Source organism: Nonomuraea thailandensis (assembly GCF_024172165.1).
Taxonomy (GTDB): Bacteria; Actinomycetota; Actinomycetes; order Streptosporangiales; family Streptosporangiaceae; genus Nonomuraea; species Nonomuraea thailandensis.
Window position 1 is genome coordinate 3,839,138 of sequence record NZ_JAMZEB010000002.1, and the last position, 16,291, is coordinate 3,855,428.

The window sequence follows — 16,291 nt, forward strand, 5'->3', positions numbered from 1 at the left end:
ACCAACGTTGAGGAGTACCCACCGTGAGCACCGATCCCGGCTTCTATTCGATCATCGACTACACCGTCGACGGCCCTGACACGCAACGCGAACTCGTCGAGGCGTTCGCCGAGATCCAGGAACGGTGGGTACGCTTCCACCCCGGCTACCGCTCGGCCCGCTTCCACATCAGCACCGACGGCACCCGCGTCTACAACATCGTGCACTGGGCCAGCGAGGCGGACTACCGCCACTTCGCGGAGACCTCCGACACCGACAGGCGCACGGCCGCCATCGGCAAGGCACTGCAGGGCCTGTCCGGCAAGGCCGAACCACGCATGACCGGGCTGCCCACCTACACCGTCGTCCGCGAGGTCGGCCCCGGCCCGCAGCGCCTCGATGCCTGATCGCCCGCTTCCAGCCGCCGGCTCACCGCGCGGGACGTCCATGAAGCTCGACATCTACGCCGACGTGCTGTGCCCCTGGTGCTACATCGGCAAAAGACGCCTCACCGCCGCCCTGGCCCGGCACCCCCGCCGCGACGGCATCGAGATCACCTGGCGCGCCTACGAACTCGCGCCCGGCGAGAACCGCACCCCCGGCCCGACCGCCGCCCAGGCCATGGCCGGCTGGTGGGGCGAGCAGGCGCAATCCCGCATCGACCGGATCCGGTCGCTGGGCGCGGCCGAAGGCCTGGAGCTGAACCTGCATCTGGCCCGCCCGGTGAACACCTTCGACGCCCACCGGCTGGTCAAGCTCGCCGCCGCCCACGGCCGGGCCGAGGAGATGATGGAGCTGCTGCTGCACGCGTACCACACCGACGGGCACAACGTGGCCGACGCGCAGGTCCTGCAACGCCTCGGCGGGGAGGCCGGGCTGGACACCGGTCAGGTGCGCGCCCTCCTGGACGGCGACGACTACGCCGCCGAGGTACACGCCGACCGCCGCCGCGCCGCACAACACGGCGTCACCGGCGTGCCCAGCCTCGTCATCGACGGCCGCCCGCCCGTCCCCGGCGTGCAGTCGGTAGCCGACCTGCGGCAACTGCTGCGCAACGACCTCACCGACGCCCCGATCACGCCACACCGGCCAGCCTGACAGCCTGGCCCGGTCACCCCGATCCGGTCACCCCGGCCCGCGCACCTGGGCCTCCTGGCCGGCACCACCGGCCACGACCGGGCCGGGACGCCGGACGTCGGTACCGGCCTGAACGCGCGGGCCGGTACGGACGGGCGCGCCCGCTCTCCCGAAGGGCAGCGGGCAAGCCCGCCTCCCGGCCGGACCCGGGTACGCGTGCTCCCTCAGGCGGATCCGGCAAGGTCGTCTCCCGGCCGGGAACCGGATCCGCCTGCCCTCCCGCACGGATCCGGCCAAGGCCGCCGCCCCGACGGGAACCGGGGACGCCCGGTCTCCCAGGCGTGATCCGGGCGCGAGACCGGGCAGGATGATCAGGCAGGATGATCAGGCGGGGTGATCGGGGCGGGGCCCGTCAGGGGCGGCCCCGCAGCAGCGGATGCGACCGCATCGCCACCTCCAGCTCACCCGGCAGCTCATCGCGATACCGCCCCAGCGTAGACAGGTCACTGTGCCCCAGCACCCGCCGCACCGCATCCATGTCCACCGCATCGGCCAGCAGGTGCGTCGCCGTCGTATGCCGCAACCCATGCGGCGTCACCGACCGCCGCTGATCCGGGTCCACCCGCCGCTGCACCCGATCGATCACCGCCTGCACATCCCCCCGCGCCAGCCGCCGCCCCCGCCACGACAGCAGCAACGCCTTCTCGCCCCCCGCGCCGGCCATCTCCGGCCGCCCCCGCACCAGATACGCCTGCAACACCTGCGCCACGTCATCAGGCAACGGCACATCCCGCGTCCGCCCGCCCTTGCCGAAGATCCGCCAGTACCGCACCCCGTCGTTGGTGAAGAAATCCTCCACATTCGCCCGCACCAGCTCCGACACCCGCGGCCCCACCGTCGCCAGCAGCAACACGATCACCGCGTCCCGCAGCCCCGTACGCTGATCACGCCGCTTACCCGGCTCCGCCGGCGCCTCCTGCAACCCCCGCGCCGCCCCGACCAGCCCCTGCGCCTGCTCCCGCGTCAACGCCCGCCGCTCGGCCCGCAACCCGCCCCGCTGCCGGGACGTCACCGTCGAGACCGTCATCGGGTTGATCTGCACCCACCCCGCCAGCGCCGCATGCTTGAACAACGCCGAGATCGACCGCCGGAACCGCGCCTGCGACGACGGCGACTGCCCCGCCCACTCACCCTCACGCGCCGACCCGGGGGAGGAGCGCCCATCCGGCTTACGCGCGAACGCCAGCAGAATCGCATCCACGTCCGCGCCCGTCAGATCGTCGAGCACCACCCGCTCACCGGCCAGCTCCACCAGCGTCGCCACGTCCCGCGCATACACCTCCGCCGTCGCCGGCGACAACGCCCCCGTCAGAGTCCTGGCCCGCACCAGCTCCACATACCGGTCCGCCGCCTCCGCCACCGTCACCCGGTCCAGCTCCGCAGGCCGCACCCGCCGCCCCTTTCCCTCACCGCCAACGAGCGAGAAGATCCAGCAACGACGGTAGCGGCCCGCACCGACAGAAACCTCAGATGTCGCGGAAGGTCTCTATGCGCGCCCCCAGCGCGTTCAGCCGCTCGGCCAGATCCTCATACCCCCGATTGATCACGTACACGTTCCGCAGCACCGACGTGCCCTCGGCCGCCATCATCGCCAGCAGCACCACCACCGCCGGCCGCAGCGCCGGCGGGCACATCATCTCCGCGCTGCGCCACCGCGTCGGCCCCTCCACCAGCACCCGATGCGGATCCAGCAGCTTCACCGACGCCCCCAGCCGCGTCAGCTCCGTCAGATAGATCGCCCGGTTGTCGTACACCCAGTCGTGAATCAGCGTCGACCCCTGCGCCGCCGCCGCGATCGCCGCGAAGAACGGCACATTGTCGATGTTCAGCCCCGGGAACGGCATCGGATGGATCTTGTCGATGGGGGAGACCAGCTTCGACGGCCGCACCGTCAGATCCACCAGCCGCGTCCGCCCGTTGGCCGCAGGATACTCCCGCCCCCGGTCGTGATCCAGCCCCATCTCCTCCAGCACCGCCAGCTCGATCTCCAGGAACTCCACCGGAACCCTGCAGATCGTCAGCTCCGACGACGTCACCACCGCCGCGGCCAGCAGGCTCATCGCCTCCACCGGATCCTCGGAGGGGGAGTAGTCGACGTCCCGCTCGATCTCCGGCAGCCCGTGCACGGTCAGCGTCGTCGTGCCGATGCCCTCCACCCGCACCCCGAGCTGCTCCAGGAAGAAGCACAGGTCCTGCACCATGTAGTTGGAGGAGGCGTTACGGATCACCGTCACCCCGTCGTGCCGCGCCGCCGCCAGCAACGCGTTCTCCGTGACCGTGTCACCCCGCTCCGTCAGCACGATCGGCCGCGACGGCGCCACCGCCCGATCCACCCGCGCGTGATAGAACCCGCCCGTCGCGGTGATGTCCAGCCCGAAGTGCCGCAGGGCCGACATGTGCGGCTGCACCGTACGGGTGCCCAGATCACACCCGCCCGCGTACGGGATCTGGAACTGCTCCGTGCGATGCATCAGCGGCCCCAGGAACATGATCACGCTCCTGGTACGGCGCGCCGCCTCCGTGTCCATCGCCTCCAGCTCCAGCCGGGACGGCGGCACGATCTCCAGATCACTGCCCTCGTTGATCCACCGCGCCCGCACCCCGATCGAGGCCAGCACCTCCAGGATCCGGTACACCTCCTCGATCCGCGCCACCTTCCGCAAGATGGTGCGGCCCGAGTTCAGCAGCGACGCGCACAACAGCGCCACGCACGCGTTCTTCGACGTCTTGACATCGATACTGCCCGAAAGGCGGCGACCGCCCACCACCCGCAGATGCATCGGCCCCGCATAACCGAGCGAGACGATCTCACTGTCGAGCGCCTCACCGATCCGGGCGATCATCTCAAGACTGATGTTCTGGTTACCACGCTCGATGCGGTTGACCGCGCTCTGACTCGTCGCCAGCGCGTCGGCAAGCTGCAGCTGAGTCCACCCGCGATGCTGGCGCGCATCCCGGATCAGCCGGCCGATCCGCACAAGATAATCATCTGCCACAACAGGCAACCATATCTCACATATGAGATGCCCCCGCGCCACCCGCAAGCGACGCGCCGGACAACTCCCGATGACCCGCCAACCGCTCCGGCGTCGCCGCAGCCTTCACCTTCCGCACGAACTCCCGCCGCGCCAGCCGGAACCCGCCGCGGTCGTCGAACATGTCCCGGCTCATCTCCGCCAGCTCCTCAGCCCGGTACGCATCCAGCGGCCTACGCCGCTCATCGACCTCACGCACCTGCCGCCTGCCCGCCAGCAACCGATCGTAACCCGGATCCGCGGCCAGCCGCTCCGCGTACTCCAGCACCCGCCGCTCGAAATCCAGCCGCGACCCCGGCAACGCCTTGTCCGCCAGCCCGCACTCCACCGCTTCCGCCGCCCCCACCGGCAACGCCTCCTGCGTCAGCCGCAACGCATGCTCCGCACCCACCCGCCGCGGCAGCACATACGTCCAGTACTCACTGCCGAACAACCCCATCGTCCGGTAATGCGGATTCAGCACCACCGAATCCCGCACCACCACCCGATCGGCGCCCAGCCCCATCATCACCCCGCCCGCACCCGCGTTCCCCCCGATCGACGTCACCACCAGCTGGCTCGTGCACCCCACGATCTCCCGGCACACCGCGTTGATCGCATTGATGTTCATCCACGCCTCGAGCTCCGGATGCCGCGCCGCCTCGATCACGTTCAGATGAATCCCGTTGGAGAACACCTCACCACCCCGCACCACCAGCACCCGCGTATCCTGCGCCACCGCGTACCGCAACGCCGAAGCCAGCCGCCTGCACTGCTCCGTCGACATCGCCCCGTTGTAGAAATCGAAACTCACCACCCCCACCCCCTCACTGCGGTCATAGGTGATCTCGCTGTACCCCGACCGCTGCGGCACCCCCGCCACCGCCTCACCCAGCGCCATCGCCGCCGGCAATTTGATCGCCCCGTCCTGCTCCACCCGCAGATGACCCACCCACACCGTCCCGTCACCGGTGTGCACCAGCACCGCGCCCTCACGCCGCGCCACCACCTGCCCCGCCGCACCCGACAGCTCCGGCCCCCGATACACGTCGAACACCCGCACCGGCAGACCGCACAACTCGGCCCGCCCGCCCGGCGCCCCATCGGCCGCCCGCACCCGCCGCAGCACGTCCTCCGTCGGCTCCGACCACGAGAACTCCCGATCGGCATGCCTCATCGCCCGCCGCAACCGCCCCCGCACACCAGGGGAGCGGTAATCCAGCGGCGCCGGCACGAACGACGCGTCACCCGCCTTCGCCGCCACCTCCACCACCAGCTCCGCCGCCGCCTCGGCCACCGGCCCGTTGTACAACGCCGACTTACGCGGCGCCTCCGACGGCATCGCGAACGTACGGAACCCCCAGATCGGCCCCGCATCCATCTCCTCGACCGCCTGCAGAGCCGTCACACCCCACTCCGCCTCACCCTCGAGGATCGCCCAGTCCAGCGACGACGGCCCCCGATCGCCGGGCGGCCCCGGATGAACGATCACCGTACGGTGAGCCCGCCACAACGCTTCAGGCACCCGCTCCTTCAGGAACGGGCAGATGATCAGATCCGGCTTGGCCAGCTCGGCCGCCTCCACCATCACCTCCGGCGACAGGGCCAGCTCGACCGAAACGTCATGACCGGCCCGGCGCAACTCCAGCCACGCACGCTGGGTCAGGCCGTTGAAGGAGGAGCAGAGCAGCAGGATACGCAACGCGGCACTTCTTTCCGAGCAGGGGAGACGGCTACACCAGGGCGGGACCTACCAGCCCGGACACGGGCACACACACGTGTCACAGGCATTTACGGCAGACCCATATGACCCATACATCCCACGATGCTGACACGAAACTTCCACTACTGGTGACCATTCACCGCAAAAAGCCACCCTGACCAGCCCCAATTGACCCGCTTTGCCCAGAAAATCCCTCCAGGTGCGGGACACCGAACCAGGGGAGGGGGCCCGGGCGAGGGAGGCGACCCGGACCCCCAGGCGACGGCACGACCCGCGAACGGAGCCGCACCACCACACACCACCTGCGCCGACACCCTCCAGCATCACTCCGCACCCCGCCCGCCCAGGTCAGGCCCAGGACACGAGTCCCCGACAGCCCCTTGACCCAATCCCGCGCAACGGCGATCCAAACCCGCCGCCCCGCCCCGGGCTCCCCGCACCCCCAAAACCCCTTGAGCGGCCCTTGATCACCGGTTGGCGGCCGCGAGCAGGGGAGTGGCACCGATCACCACCGGCCCCGACCGGGCAGCCGGCGGCCAACGGACCGGACCGGCGCGCCGCCCCGCCCGGCGCGATCGCGGGCGGTCCTCGCCGCGCGCCTCCTCGGCCGCGCCGGCGCAGACAGCACCGCGTGCCGATGGCCGGATCCCGACGTGCCCGCCGCCTGAGCCGCGCATGCCCTTGTACGCCAGACCTCGCGAAAACGGACCTTGAAGAGCAAAAGTGACGATATTGCCTAAACCAGACAGAATCCAGCTTCTGTACGGTAACGCATACTTTCGCCCAACCAGCGGTCAAGTGAGGGAGTAGCGAATCGGCAGCCGCTTCAGCCCGCCCACGAACGTCGTCGCCGTCCACGCCGGCTCACCGTCCAGCTCGACCCGCGCCAGCCGGGGCAGCAGCTCGGCGAACAACGCCGAGACCTCCATCCGCGCCAGCGCCGCGCCCAGGCAGAAATGCACCCCGAACCCGAACGCCAGATGCCGGTTCGGCTCCCGCCCGACGTCGAAGCGGAACGGCTCGTCGAAGACGTCCTCGTCCCGGTTGGCCGACGGGTACGACAGCAGCACCGACTCGCCCTGGCCGATCCGGACGCCGCGCACGTGGGTGTCGGCGGCGGCGGTGCGCATGAACGCCTTGACGGGGCTGACCCAGCGGATCATCTCCTCGACGGCGGACGGCAGCAGGGCGGGGTCCTGGCGCAGGCGGTGCAGCTGTCCGGGGTGGCGGATGAGGGCTTCCAAGCCGCCGGCGATGGTGGAGCTGGTGGTGTCGTGGCCGGCGGTGGCGATGAGGATGTAGTAGGAGGCGGCGGTGTTGTCGTCGAGGAGGCGGCCGTCGATGCGGGCGTTGGCGATGCGGGAGGCGAGGTCGGTGGTGGGGTGGGCGCGGCGGGTGGCGGTGAGGTGGTGGAAGTAGGCGAAGAGGTCTTCCAGGACGCCGGTGTGGTCGCGGGGGGTGCCGGTGCCGCGTCCGGTTTCGTCGTCGTCGTGGCCGAAGAGCTGCTGGGTGAGGTGGAGCATGCGGGGGAAGTCGGATTCGGGCAGGCCGAGGAGGGTGAGGATGACGTAGAGGGGGTAGTGGGCGGCGATCTGGCGGGCGAAGTCGCAGGTGGTGCCGTGCTGGGCCATGAGGTCGACGTGGCGGCGGGCCAGGTCGCGGATGCGGGTGTGCAGGGTGCGCATGGCGTGGGGGCGGAACCAGTCGGCGGCGACGGCGCGCAGGGGGCGGTGGTGGGGTTCGTCGAGGTGGACGATGCTGGTGAGGGCTTTGCCTTGTTGCCGGCGGGTGTGGAGGGCGTGGTCGAGTGCGGTGGTGCGCAGGACGGGGCGGGGGGCGTTGAGCCAGAGGGTGTGGTCGCGTTCGATGGTGAGGATGTCGGTGTGGCGGGTGACGGCCCAGAAGGGGTGGTAGCCGGGGGCGTCGACGTGGTGGACGGGGGCTTGGTGGCGCAGGAGGGTGAGGGCGTCGTGGAGGTGGGTTTCGTCGGTGTAGGTGCGGGGGCTGGCCAGGGCGTGGCCTGCCTGGGTGAGGGCGGGTGGTGGCGCCGGAGCGGGCGGTGAGGGCATGGGTGGTCTCCCTGGGCCGGGTGGATGGTGGCCAGGGTGGCATTCCCGTGGTGGGGGGCGGCGAAGCGTTGTATTAGTGGTGGCTTATAGGCGGTTGACGAAGCGGGCGGCGGCGCGCTGGCTCATGCCGGTTTCGCCGCGGACGAGGAAGACGGCTTCCTGTATCTGTCCGAGTGCTTTGAGTTCGCGGGCCTGGTCGACGAGGTCGACGCTGATGCCGGGGCGGTTGCGTGGGTTTCTGGTGAGTCTGGCGGCGAGGATGATGAGCCAGATGGCGGCGGCGGTGACGACCGCGGTGAGCGCGATGATGCTGGGTGAGGTGATGGGTGAGGCGATCTGGATCGGGGGCATGGTGGGGCGTCTTCCCGGGTGCGGTGGGTTTATGCGGGCCCCGTCCGTGGTTGCTCGATAATGAACATTATGTCAAGTAAGGGTGGCCGGGGCTCCCCTCGGCGGGTGGGGCGGCCGGGGTTGGCGGGAAGATTTTTACGGCGTGGGCGGTGCGTTCCGGGAGGGGTGCGAGGGGTGCCGGGAGGGCGGCTGAGCGGGGGTTACGCGGTGTCATCGGCTCTGGTGGGGCGGCCTGTGCGGGCGCTGACGCCCGGCTTGACTTTTCGTTGATTCCCTGTCCTTCGCCTCATGTGTGGTCATAGGGTGGAGCTCCTGCTATTCGCGCCGCGAGAGGAGCAGCACGTGGGGAACGAGTCGGTGTTATGCCCGGTGTGCCAGAGGGTTCTGCCCGCTTCCGGTAAGGAGTCGTACACGCCGCTGCGGGGGCGGCTGATCGTGACGAACGGGTACTGCGCGGGCGGGTGCGCCGAGCGGGCCGAGCAGACGCAGCAGACCCAGCAGATGGTGCGCCCTCAGGCGGCCCCCTCCCCTGCTCCGGTCCCGAACCACGGTCACGGCCGGCAGCCGGTGCAGCCGCCGGTGCAGGCCCCCATGCAGGGCGCCGGTCGCGCGCCGCTGCGGGTGGTGCGCTGAGCGTTCGGTGGTGACGCCGGCGGGCCCGCCTGTTCAGTGGTGGCCGTCGGCGGTGTGCCAGTAGTCGCGGGTCCGTACGGCGAGGCCGTCGGCGTCGAACTGGGCGAAGACGCAGCCCGCGAGCGTGACGGGGCGGCCGTTGTCGTAGGCGTGGACGCGGAACTCGATGGCGGCCTGGTCGCCGTCGGTGACGGGTGCGGAGAAGGTCACCTGGGGGTCGCTCTCGCCGGTGAAGGACCAGGCGATGTAGTCGGCGATGGCCTGTTTGCCGTGGTGCGGGGGGCGGAACGGCATGCTGGTGTGGACGGCGTCGTCGTGGTAGAGGGCGGTGATGGCGGCGACGTCGTGCCGTGTCCAGCCGTGTTGCCAGGTGTCGGCGAAGCGCTGGGCGGCCTGCCGGGTGTCCAGGCGGGTCATGGGGTGCTCTCCCCCGGTGCCGCGGGCCGGTAGGGGCGGGTGGCGGTGACGGCGGTGACGGGCAGGGGCCCGTACAGGTGGGGGAAGCCGTTCTCAAAACGGATGTCGAGCCCGGTGGGGTCGATGTCGAGGACGAGCAGCGGCTCGGACAGGTGGCTGTAGTAGGCGGTGTGCACGCCGTGCAGCTGGGTGAGGTCGCGGCTGCAGTGGATGAACCCTTCCTGTTCGAGGGTGCGGCCGAGGGTGGAGATGCGGTACTCCCCCGCCGCGCGGGCGTCGTCCCAGTCGGTGCGCAGGGCCAGGTGGTGGATGGGGCCGGTCATGGGGTCCTTTCTCGTGGCGTGGGACAGGGCGAGGGTGAGCAGGTCGCGGGCCTGGCCGAGAGGGCGTTGCTCGACGACGTGCTCGAGCCACAGGGTGGAGACGGTGGTGTAGAGGAGACGGACGCGGGGGTCGGTGCCGGGCAGGCCGAGGGTTTCGGCGATGAGGTGGACGCAGCCGTCGGTCCAGCGGCGGGCGATGTGCTGCAGGACGGGGTCGCGGCCGGCGTGGACGTAGAGCTCCCACAGGCCGAGCTGGCGGGTGCGGTCGGCGGTGGCGACCTGGTCGGTGAGGGCGGCCAGGCCGTGCCGGGTGATCCAGGTGCGGGTGGTGGCGAGCTCGGTCTCGACGAGCTGGGCGAAGGCTTCGGCCAGGAGCTGGTCGCGGGAGGCGAAGTAGTAGGTGGTGGCGGCCAGGGGCAGGCGGGCGCGGGAGGCGACGGCGCGGTGGGTGACGGCGTTGAAGCCGCCTTCGGTGAGCAGGGTGACGGCGGCGTTGAGGAGGGTGGTGCGCCGGCGGCGGCTGCGTTCCTGGCTGGGCGCCTGTGCGGGCCCCTGGCCGGCCTGTGCGGGGTGTGGGTTCAATGGCCACCTGCGAGGTTGAGGAGGACGACGCCGCCGATGATCAGCAGGATACCGCCGATCTTGAGGGGGGTGAGGGTCTCCCCCATGAAGGCGGCGCCGATGAGGGCGATGGCGGCGGTGCCGGCGCCGGACCAGACGGCGTAGGCGGTGCCCATGTCGAGCTGGAGTTTCAGGACGCGTGACAGGAGGGCGAAGGAGGTGATGTAGCCGGCGGCGACGGCGACGGTCCAGCCGAGGTGGGTGAAGCCGTTGCTGAGCTTGAGCGCGGTGGTGGCGAGGACTTCGGTGGTGATGGCGAGGGCGAGCAGGAGCCAGGCCATGGGTGGTTGTTCTCCGGGGTTCGCAAAAGTGGTACGGGTGTCCTGATTTTAGTACTCCCCCGGGCAGCCGCCGCGTTCGCGTGAACCGCTTGAAAACGCAGTCGAATACGTGTTCCACTGGAGGGTGTGGCTTGGGACGCGCTTTCGCTGGTCGACGCCGACGACGACGATCGTCCGCTGATCGAGCGGCGGGCGGTGGTGCGGGGCGGCTTCTACGAGCTGCAGGCCCGCACGGTGATCGAACGGGTGCCGCAGGCCGCGGGCATCGCCCAGCAGTGGGCCGTCTCCCCCTACCGTGGCTGCGCCCATGCCTGCCGCGGCTGCGGCGCCCGTGCCGCGCACCGGCGGCTGGGCCTGGACACCGGGCGTGATTTCGACACGCGGATCGTGGTGCGGCCGAACGTGGCCGAGCGGCTGCGGGCGGAGCTGGCGCGCTGGGACGGCAGCGAGCTGGCGGTGGGGCTGGGCGGCGACTGCTATCAGCAGGCCGAGGAGACCTACCGGCTGATGCCGCACGTGATCGGGGCGCTGGCGGGGTCGGGCACGCCGTTCACGGTGTACACCAAGGGGCCGCTGGTGTTGCGCGACGCGGAGCTGCTGGCACGGGCGGGGGCGCGGGTGGCGGTGTCGATCGCGTTCGTGGACGAGCGGATCCGGCGCTCGGTGGAGCCGGGGGCGCCTTCGGCGCAGGCGCGGCTGGAGCTGGTCTCGGCGCTGGTGGAGGCAGGGGTGGACTGCCGGGTGGTGATGGCGCCGGTGCTGCCGCTGCTCAGCGACGCGGCCGACCAGCTGGGGGCGACGGTGCGGCGGATCGCGGCGGCGGGGGTGCGGCGGGTGGAGCCGGTGGTGCTGCGGCTGCCGCCGGGGACGCGCGAGTGGTACCTGCAGTGGCTGGGGCAGGCGCATCCGCAGCTGGTGGCGCGCTATGAGGAGCTGTACGACCGGTCGGGGCTGCCGCCGGAGGCGTACGAGGGGCGGATCACGGGGCAGATCGCGCAGTTGTGCCGGGTGTACGGGATGGAGTGCGGCGCGCCGGAGGCGGTGCGGCGCGAGCCGAGGGCGGCGCAGCTGGCGCTCGTGTGACCCCCCGGGGTCAGCGCTGGTGCTGCTCGGGCAGGTGGCTGCCGGCGTGTGCCCAGGCCAGCACGTTGGGCACGTTCTCCCGGTCGAAGAAGTCGAGCACTTCGCGGTCGGTGTGGCGCAGGCTGAAGTGGGTGAGGACGAACAGGGTGCGCGGGTGCGCCAGGACGTACGGTTTGAGCTGGCTCCACACGGTGTGCCCCACGCGGCGGGCCCGTTCGGCCTGGGTGTCGTCGAGGTAGGTGCACTCGGTGATGATCACGGGGTATTCGGCCAGGGCCGGGTTGCGGGGCAGGGCGTCGGCGTGGGTGTCGCCGAGGTAGGCGAACAGGGGCCGCTGGACCTGCCGGTCGACGGCGATGCCGCGCCTGCGGCGCTCGGCGAGGAGCCGGCCGAACTCGGCGGCGCCGAGGCTCGCCTTGAGCTGTTCGGTCTCCGGCAGGAGGGCTCGCCGGTTCTCGGCGACGCCGTAGCCGGCGCTGGGCACCTTGTGCTCGGTGTGCAGGACGCGCACCGTGTGGGAGGCGTTCCTGCCGAGGGGGAACTCCTGGCCGGGCCGTACGCCGTGCACGCGGGCGCCGGCGGCCAGGGTGGCGTCGTAGGCGGCGCTCTGGTTGAGCTCGGTGGTGGCGCGCAGGTAGTGGCGCACGTACGGCAGCGCCTGCTCGGGGACGTGGATGTCGACGCCGGTGGGGCGGGTGGCCAGGAAGTCGAGGTCCTTGGCGTGGTCGAGGTGGGTGTGGGTGAGCAGCACCGTGTCGGCCTGGCGGCCTTCGGCCAGGCCCGCGTCGAGGGCGAGTTTCAGCTCGGGGATGTGGAAGAACGTCTTGTCGGCGGCGCGGGAGTAGCCGGTGAGGGTGAGCCGGGTGCCGGGCAGGCGCCAGGTCTTCCACTGCCGGAACGGGTGGCCGCGCTCCAGGAGCTCCGGATGCGTGATCATGGGCAGGAGGATAGCCCTCCCCGCGGGGAGGTTTCCTGGCGTTTTCGCTAGGGGGTGGGCGCGGGGGTGGAGCGGACGGCGAGGCGGTCGAGGGAGATGCCGAGCACGTCGGCCAGGGCGGCGATGGTGAAGAACGCCGGGGTGGCGATGCGGCCGGTCTCGATCTTGCGCAGGGTCTCGGCGGACATGCCGGCCTGCGCGGCGACCTCGACGATGCTGCGCTCGCCGCGGGCCTGGCGCAGAACGTGGCCGAGCTGCTCGCCGCGCAGGCGTTCCTCGGGGGTCAGCGGTGGTCGCACCATGCCCCCACCTTATACCGGGCGGCCGCGAGGACTTGAGCCGTACAGCGTGCCGTACACCATACGGTAGCGTGGCGGCATGGACGACAGCATCGTGATCACCGGCGCGCGCGTCAACAACCTCAAGAACGTCTCCCTGCGCATCCCCAAGAACCGCCTGGTCGTCTTCACCGGCGTGTCCGGCTCCGGCAAGTCCTCCATCGTCTTCGGCACCGTCGCCGCCGAATCACAGCGCCAGCTCAACGAGACCTACACCGCCTTCATCCGCAACCGGCTGCCCTCGCACGACAAACCCGACGTCGAAGCCATCGACAACCTCGGCGCCGCCATCGTCGTCGACCAGAAGCCGGTCGGCGGCAACGCCCGCTCCACCGTCGGCACGATGACCGACATCATGCCGATCCTGCGCGTGCTGTTCTCCCGCTACGGCACCCCCAGCGCCGGCTACTCCTTCGCCTACTCCTTCAACGACCCCACCGGCATGTGCCCCGGCTGCGACGGTCTCGGCCGCGCCGTCCAGCTCGACCTCGACGCCCTCATCGATCCCGCCCTCTCCCTCGACGACGGCGCCATCCGCTTCCCCCTGTTCGGCGTCGGCACCTGGCAGTGGCAGATCTACGCCCGCTCCGGCACCTTCGACCCCGCCAAGCCCGTCGCCGCCTACACCCCCGCCGAACGCGACCTGCTCCTGCACGGCAGCGGCTTCACCGTCGACGTGCGCGGCAAGAACGGCACCCTCAACAAGGTCGACTACGAAGGCGTCGCCGACCGGTTCACCCGCCTCTACCTCAGACGCGACACCTCCACCCTGTCCGAGCGCACCCGCCGCGCCGTCGCCGGCCTCATCACCGAAGGCCTCTGCCCCGGCTGCCACGGCGCCCGCCTCAACCCGGCCGCCCTGGCCACCAGGATCGGCCCCCACTCCATCGCCGACCACGCCGCCATGGAGATCACCGACCTCATCACCGTCCTGTCCGGCCTCGGCAACCCCGTCGCCGACGCCGCCGTACGAGCGCTGCGCCGCCTGGACGACATCGGGCTCGGCTACCTCACCCTCGGCCGCGAGACCTCCACCGTCTCCGGCGGTGAGGCCCAGCGCCTCAAGACCGTCCGCCACCTCGGCTCCGCCCTGACCGGCATGACCTACGTCTTCGACGAGCCCAGCGCCGGCCTGCACCCCAGCGACGTCGGCCGCCTCACCCGGCTCCTCGCGGAGCTGCGCGACAAGGGCAACACCGTCCTGGTCGTCGAGCACGACCCCGACGTCATCTCCGTCGCCGACCACGTCATCGACCTCGGCCCCGGCGCCGGCGTCCACGGCGGCCACATCGTCTACACCGGCACCCCCGGCGGCCTGACCGCCTCCGCCACCCGCACCGGCCGCGCCCTGCGCCGGCGCGCCGAGCTCAAGACCGCGCCGCGCCGCCCCACCGGCCGGCTCACCATCGCCCCCGCCAGCCTGCACAACCTGCGCGAGGTCACCACCGCCATCCCCACCGGCGTGCTCACCTGCGTCACCGGCGTCGCCGGATCCGGCAAGTCCACCCTCATCACCCGCATCCTGCCCGCCCAGCACCCCGGCGCCGTCGTGGCCGGCCAGGCCGCCCCCGGCGCCTCCGCCCGCTCCAGCCCCGCCTCCTACCTCGGCGTGCTGGAGCCGATCCGCCGCCTGTTCGCCCGCGCCGCCGGCGCCCCGCCCGCCCTGTTCAGCTACAACTCCGGCGGCGCCTGCCCCCGCTGCGAGGGGCGCGGCGTCATCCACACCGACCTGGCGTTCATGGACCCCGTCACCACGGTGTGCGAGCTGTGCGCCGGCACCCGCTACCGGCCCGAGGCGCTGGCCCACCGGCTGCGCGGCCTGTCGATCGCCGACGTGCTCGCCCTGACCGCCGACCAGGCCGCCGCCTTCTTCACCGAGCCCGCCGTGGCCGGCCGCATCGCCGCGCTCGTCGACGTCGGGCTCGGCTACCTCACCCTCGGCCAGCCTGCCAGCACCCTGTCCGGCGGCGAACTGCAGCGCATGAAACTCGCCGGCGAGCTGTCCAGGACCGGCGCCGTGCACATCCTGGACGAGCCCACCACCGGCCTGCACCTGTCGGACGTCCAGACGCTCATCGCGCTGCTGGACCGGCTCGTCGACGGCGGCAACACCGTCATCGTCATCGAGCACCACCTCGACGTGGTCGCGCGCGCCGACTGGGTGATCGACCTCGGCCCCGGCGGCGGCAGGCACGGCGGCCGCATCCTGTACGAAGGGCCGCCGGCGGGCCTGCCCGGCGCCCCGGGATCCGTCACCGGCGCCCACCTGAAGGCCGCGCTCTCCGCCCGCTCCTGACCCTGGAGGGTGCACGCCGTCCGCACGGCAGGACGCATCGAGGCGTGGCACGTGGACTCCACCGCCTTGTGCGCGACTTCCCGTCCCGCTGACGTAGCGGCCGGAGGATCCTCAGATCCAGACGGTGGCCAGCCACACGGCCGCCGCCGCGACCGCCAGCGCGACCACGTTCAGCCACACCACCGACGCCTCGCCCCGGCGTACGTGCAGCACGATCGCCCCCACCTGGATCAGCGCCAGCCCCGACGCCGCGGCGACCGCCAGCCACGGCACGATCCCGGTCAGCGGCGGCAGGAACAGCCCCGCCACGCCGAGCACCTCCAGCACGCCGATCGCCCGCACCTGCGGCATCGGGACGGTGTCGACCCAGCCCATCATCGGCCGCAGCCGCTCCCGGCTCTGGACGATCTTCTTGCCGCCGGCGAACAGGTACAGGACGGCCAGCAGCGCGGCCACGGCCCAGTACGACAACTCCATGAGGACACCTTCACGAGGCTAGGGAGAAAACAGCAGACCGGGCCCGATGGTTACCGGTCGTAAGTAGCCTCATCATGCGTCACCATTGAAAGCCTTACAAAAGGCACACACGTGTGCGTAACCCACAAGGGGCTGTCATGCCGGACTACGAGCACACCTGCCTGATCCGCGGAGACGGAGGCCGCGTCCTGCGCGCGGTCCTCGACCGCATCTGCAACAAATGGACCCTGCTCGTCGTCGCCACCCTCGACCAGGGCACCCTGCGCTTCACCGACCTGCACCAGCAGATCCCCGGCATCTCCCAGCGCATGCTCACCCTGACCCTGCGCCACCTCGAACGCGACGGCCTCGTCTCCCGCACCGTCCACGCCGAAGTCCCGCCACGCGTCGAATACGCCCTCACCCCCACCGGCAAGAGCCTCATCCCGCCCGCGCTCGCCCTCGCAGGCTGGGCCATCGAACACGTCCCGCACATCGAAGCCAGCAGGGCCGCGCACGAGACCCGCGACCGGCGCGGGCCGCAACACCCGCGCCCCACCGCCTCAGAAGCCGGGTAATAACCCGTGATCCGGCACGGCCACCGCCCCGTGACCGCACACACCCAGAACCGGG

17 protein-coding genes are annotated in these 16,291 nt (G+C 71.3%); 6 read left to right on the forward strand and 11 right to left on the reverse strand.

Annotated features, from left to right (window positions below; genetic code table 11):
* Positions 1-23: 23 nt before the first annotated feature.
* Together HD597_RS21275 and HD597_RS21280 are read left to right on the forward strand one after the other, a co-directional pair.
* The gene (locus tag HD597_RS21275) at positions 24-386 is read left to right on the forward strand and encodes an antibiotic biosynthesis monooxygenase family protein (protein WP_253744428.1); all 363 of its coding nucleotides are present in this window, start codon (positions 24-26) and stop codon (positions 384-386) included.
* Positions 387-426: 40 nt separating this feature from the next.
* Positions 427-1,077 (forward strand): DsbA family oxidoreductase, encoded by a 651-nt coding sequence (locus HD597_RS21280; RefSeq protein ID WP_253744429.1) that lies wholly within the window; start codon positions 427-429, stop codon positions 1,075-1,077.
* 391 nt (positions 1,078-1,468) lie between these two features.
* Here the strand turns inward: HD597_RS21280 and HD597_RS21285 are convergent, their stop codons facing one another.
* The 5 genes from HD597_RS21285 to HD597_RS21315 all read right to left on the reverse strand — a co-directional run bounded on the left by HD597_RS21285 (position 1,469) and on the right by HD597_RS21315 (position 8,273).
* A complete protein-coding gene (locus HD597_RS21285) occupies positions 1,469-2,506 on the reverse strand; it encodes a tyrosine-type recombinase/integrase (protein WP_308210672.1) in 1,038 nt (345 codons plus the stop codon).
* 76 nt (positions 2,507-2,582) lie between these two features.
* The gene (locus HD597_RS21290; protein WP_308210673.1) at positions 2,583-4,154 is read right to left on the reverse strand and encodes a helix-turn-helix domain-containing protein; all 1,572 of its coding nucleotides are present in this window, start codon (positions 4,152-4,154) and stop codon (positions 2,583-2,585) included.
* Positions 4,129-5,832 carry an enoyl-CoA hydratase-related protein gene (locus tag HD597_RS21295; RefSeq protein WP_276082979.1) on the reverse strand — a complete coding sequence of 568 codons (1,704 nt, stop codon included), beginning with the start codon at positions 5,830-5,832 and terminating at the stop codon, positions 4,129-4,131. Before HD597_RS21295 ends, HD597_RS21290 begins: the two co-directional genes overlap by 26 nt.
* An 815-nt stretch (positions 5,833-6,647) precedes the next feature.
* A complete protein-coding gene (locus tag HD597_RS21310) occupies positions 6,648-7,922 on the reverse strand; it encodes a cytochrome P450 (RefSeq protein ID WP_276082980.1) in 1,275 nt (424 codons plus the stop codon).
* 84 nt (positions 7,923-8,006) lie between these two features.
* The gene (locus HD597_RS21315; protein WP_253744431.1) at positions 8,007-8,273 is read right to left on the reverse strand and encodes a hypothetical protein; all 267 of its coding nucleotides are present in this window, start codon (positions 8,271-8,273) and stop codon (positions 8,007-8,009) included.
* 342 nt (positions 8,274-8,615) lie between these two features.
* Here HD597_RS21315 and HD597_RS21320 point away from each other — a divergent pair, with 342 nt between their 5' ends.
* Positions 8,616-8,906, forward strand: coding sequence for a hypothetical protein (locus HD597_RS21320; RefSeq protein ID WP_253744432.1), 291 nt, complete (start codon positions 8,616-8,618; stop codon positions 8,904-8,906).
* Between the two features lie 33 nt (positions 8,907-8,939).
* Here the strand turns inward: HD597_RS21320 and HD597_RS21325 are convergent, their stop codons facing one another.
* The 3 genes from HD597_RS21325 to HD597_RS21335 are packed head-to-tail and all read right to left on the reverse strand — an operon-like array spanning position 8,940 to position 10,548.
* On the reverse strand, positions 8,940-9,323 hold the full coding sequence (locus HD597_RS21325) for a nuclear transport factor 2 family protein (protein WP_253744433.1): 384 nt from the start codon (positions 9,321-9,323) through the stop codon (positions 8,940-8,942).
* The gene (locus HD597_RS21330; RefSeq protein WP_253744434.1) at positions 9,320-10,228 is read right to left on the reverse strand and encodes a DUF952 domain-containing protein; all 909 of its coding nucleotides are present in this window, start codon (positions 10,226-10,228) and stop codon (positions 9,320-9,322) included. The genes HD597_RS21325 and HD597_RS21330 overlap by 4 nt, the downstream gene beginning before the upstream one ends.
* Positions 10,225-10,548, reverse strand: coding sequence for a DMT family transporter (locus tag HD597_RS21335; protein WP_253744435.1), 324 nt, complete (start codon positions 10,546-10,548; stop codon positions 10,225-10,227). Before HD597_RS21335 ends, HD597_RS21330 begins: the two co-directional genes overlap by 4 nt.
* A 126-nt stretch (positions 10,549-10,674) precedes the next feature.
* Here HD597_RS21335 and HD597_RS21340 point away from each other — a divergent pair, with 126 nt between their 5' ends.
* Entirely contained in the window at positions 10,675-11,631 is a 957-nt protein-coding gene (locus HD597_RS21340; RefSeq protein WP_253744436.1) for a radical SAM protein, read from the forward strand.
* Positions 11,632-11,641: 10 nt separating this feature from the next.
* On the opposite strand, the gene HD597_RS21345 is transcribed toward HD597_RS21340, so the two are convergent.
* A complete protein-coding gene (locus HD597_RS21345) occupies positions 11,642-12,568 on the reverse strand; it encodes an MBL fold metallo-hydrolase (RefSeq protein WP_253744437.1) in 927 nt (308 codons plus the stop codon).
* Between the two features lie 47 nt (positions 12,569-12,615).
* On the reverse strand, positions 12,616-12,870 hold the full coding sequence (locus HD597_RS21350; protein WP_253744438.1) for a helix-turn-helix domain-containing protein: 255 nt from the start codon (positions 12,868-12,870) through the stop codon (positions 12,616-12,618).
* Positions 12,871-12,946: 76 nt separating this feature from the next.
* Here HD597_RS21350 and HD597_RS21355 point away from each other — a divergent pair, with 76 nt between their 5' ends.
* Positions 12,947-15,202, forward strand: a complete 2,256-nt coding sequence (locus HD597_RS21355) for an excinuclease ABC subunit UvrA (protein WP_253744439.1) — start codon at positions 12,947-12,949, stop codon at positions 15,200-15,202.
* A 111-nt stretch (positions 15,203-15,313) separates the two neighbouring features.
* On the opposite strand, the gene HD597_RS21360 is transcribed toward HD597_RS21355, so the two are convergent.
* Positions 15,314-15,679: a DoxX family protein gene (locus tag HD597_RS21360; RefSeq protein WP_253744440.1), complete on the reverse strand. Its 366-nt coding sequence runs from the start codon at positions 15,677-15,679 to the stop codon at positions 15,314-15,316.
* A gap of 137 nt (positions 15,680-15,816) precedes the next feature.
* On the opposite strand from HD597_RS21360, the gene HD597_RS21365 reads away from it, so the two are divergent.
* A complete protein-coding gene (locus HD597_RS21365) occupies positions 15,817-16,236 on the forward strand; it encodes a winged helix-turn-helix transcriptional regulator (protein WP_253744441.1) in 420 nt (139 codons plus the stop codon).
* Positions 16,237-16,291 lie beyond the last annotated feature (55 nt).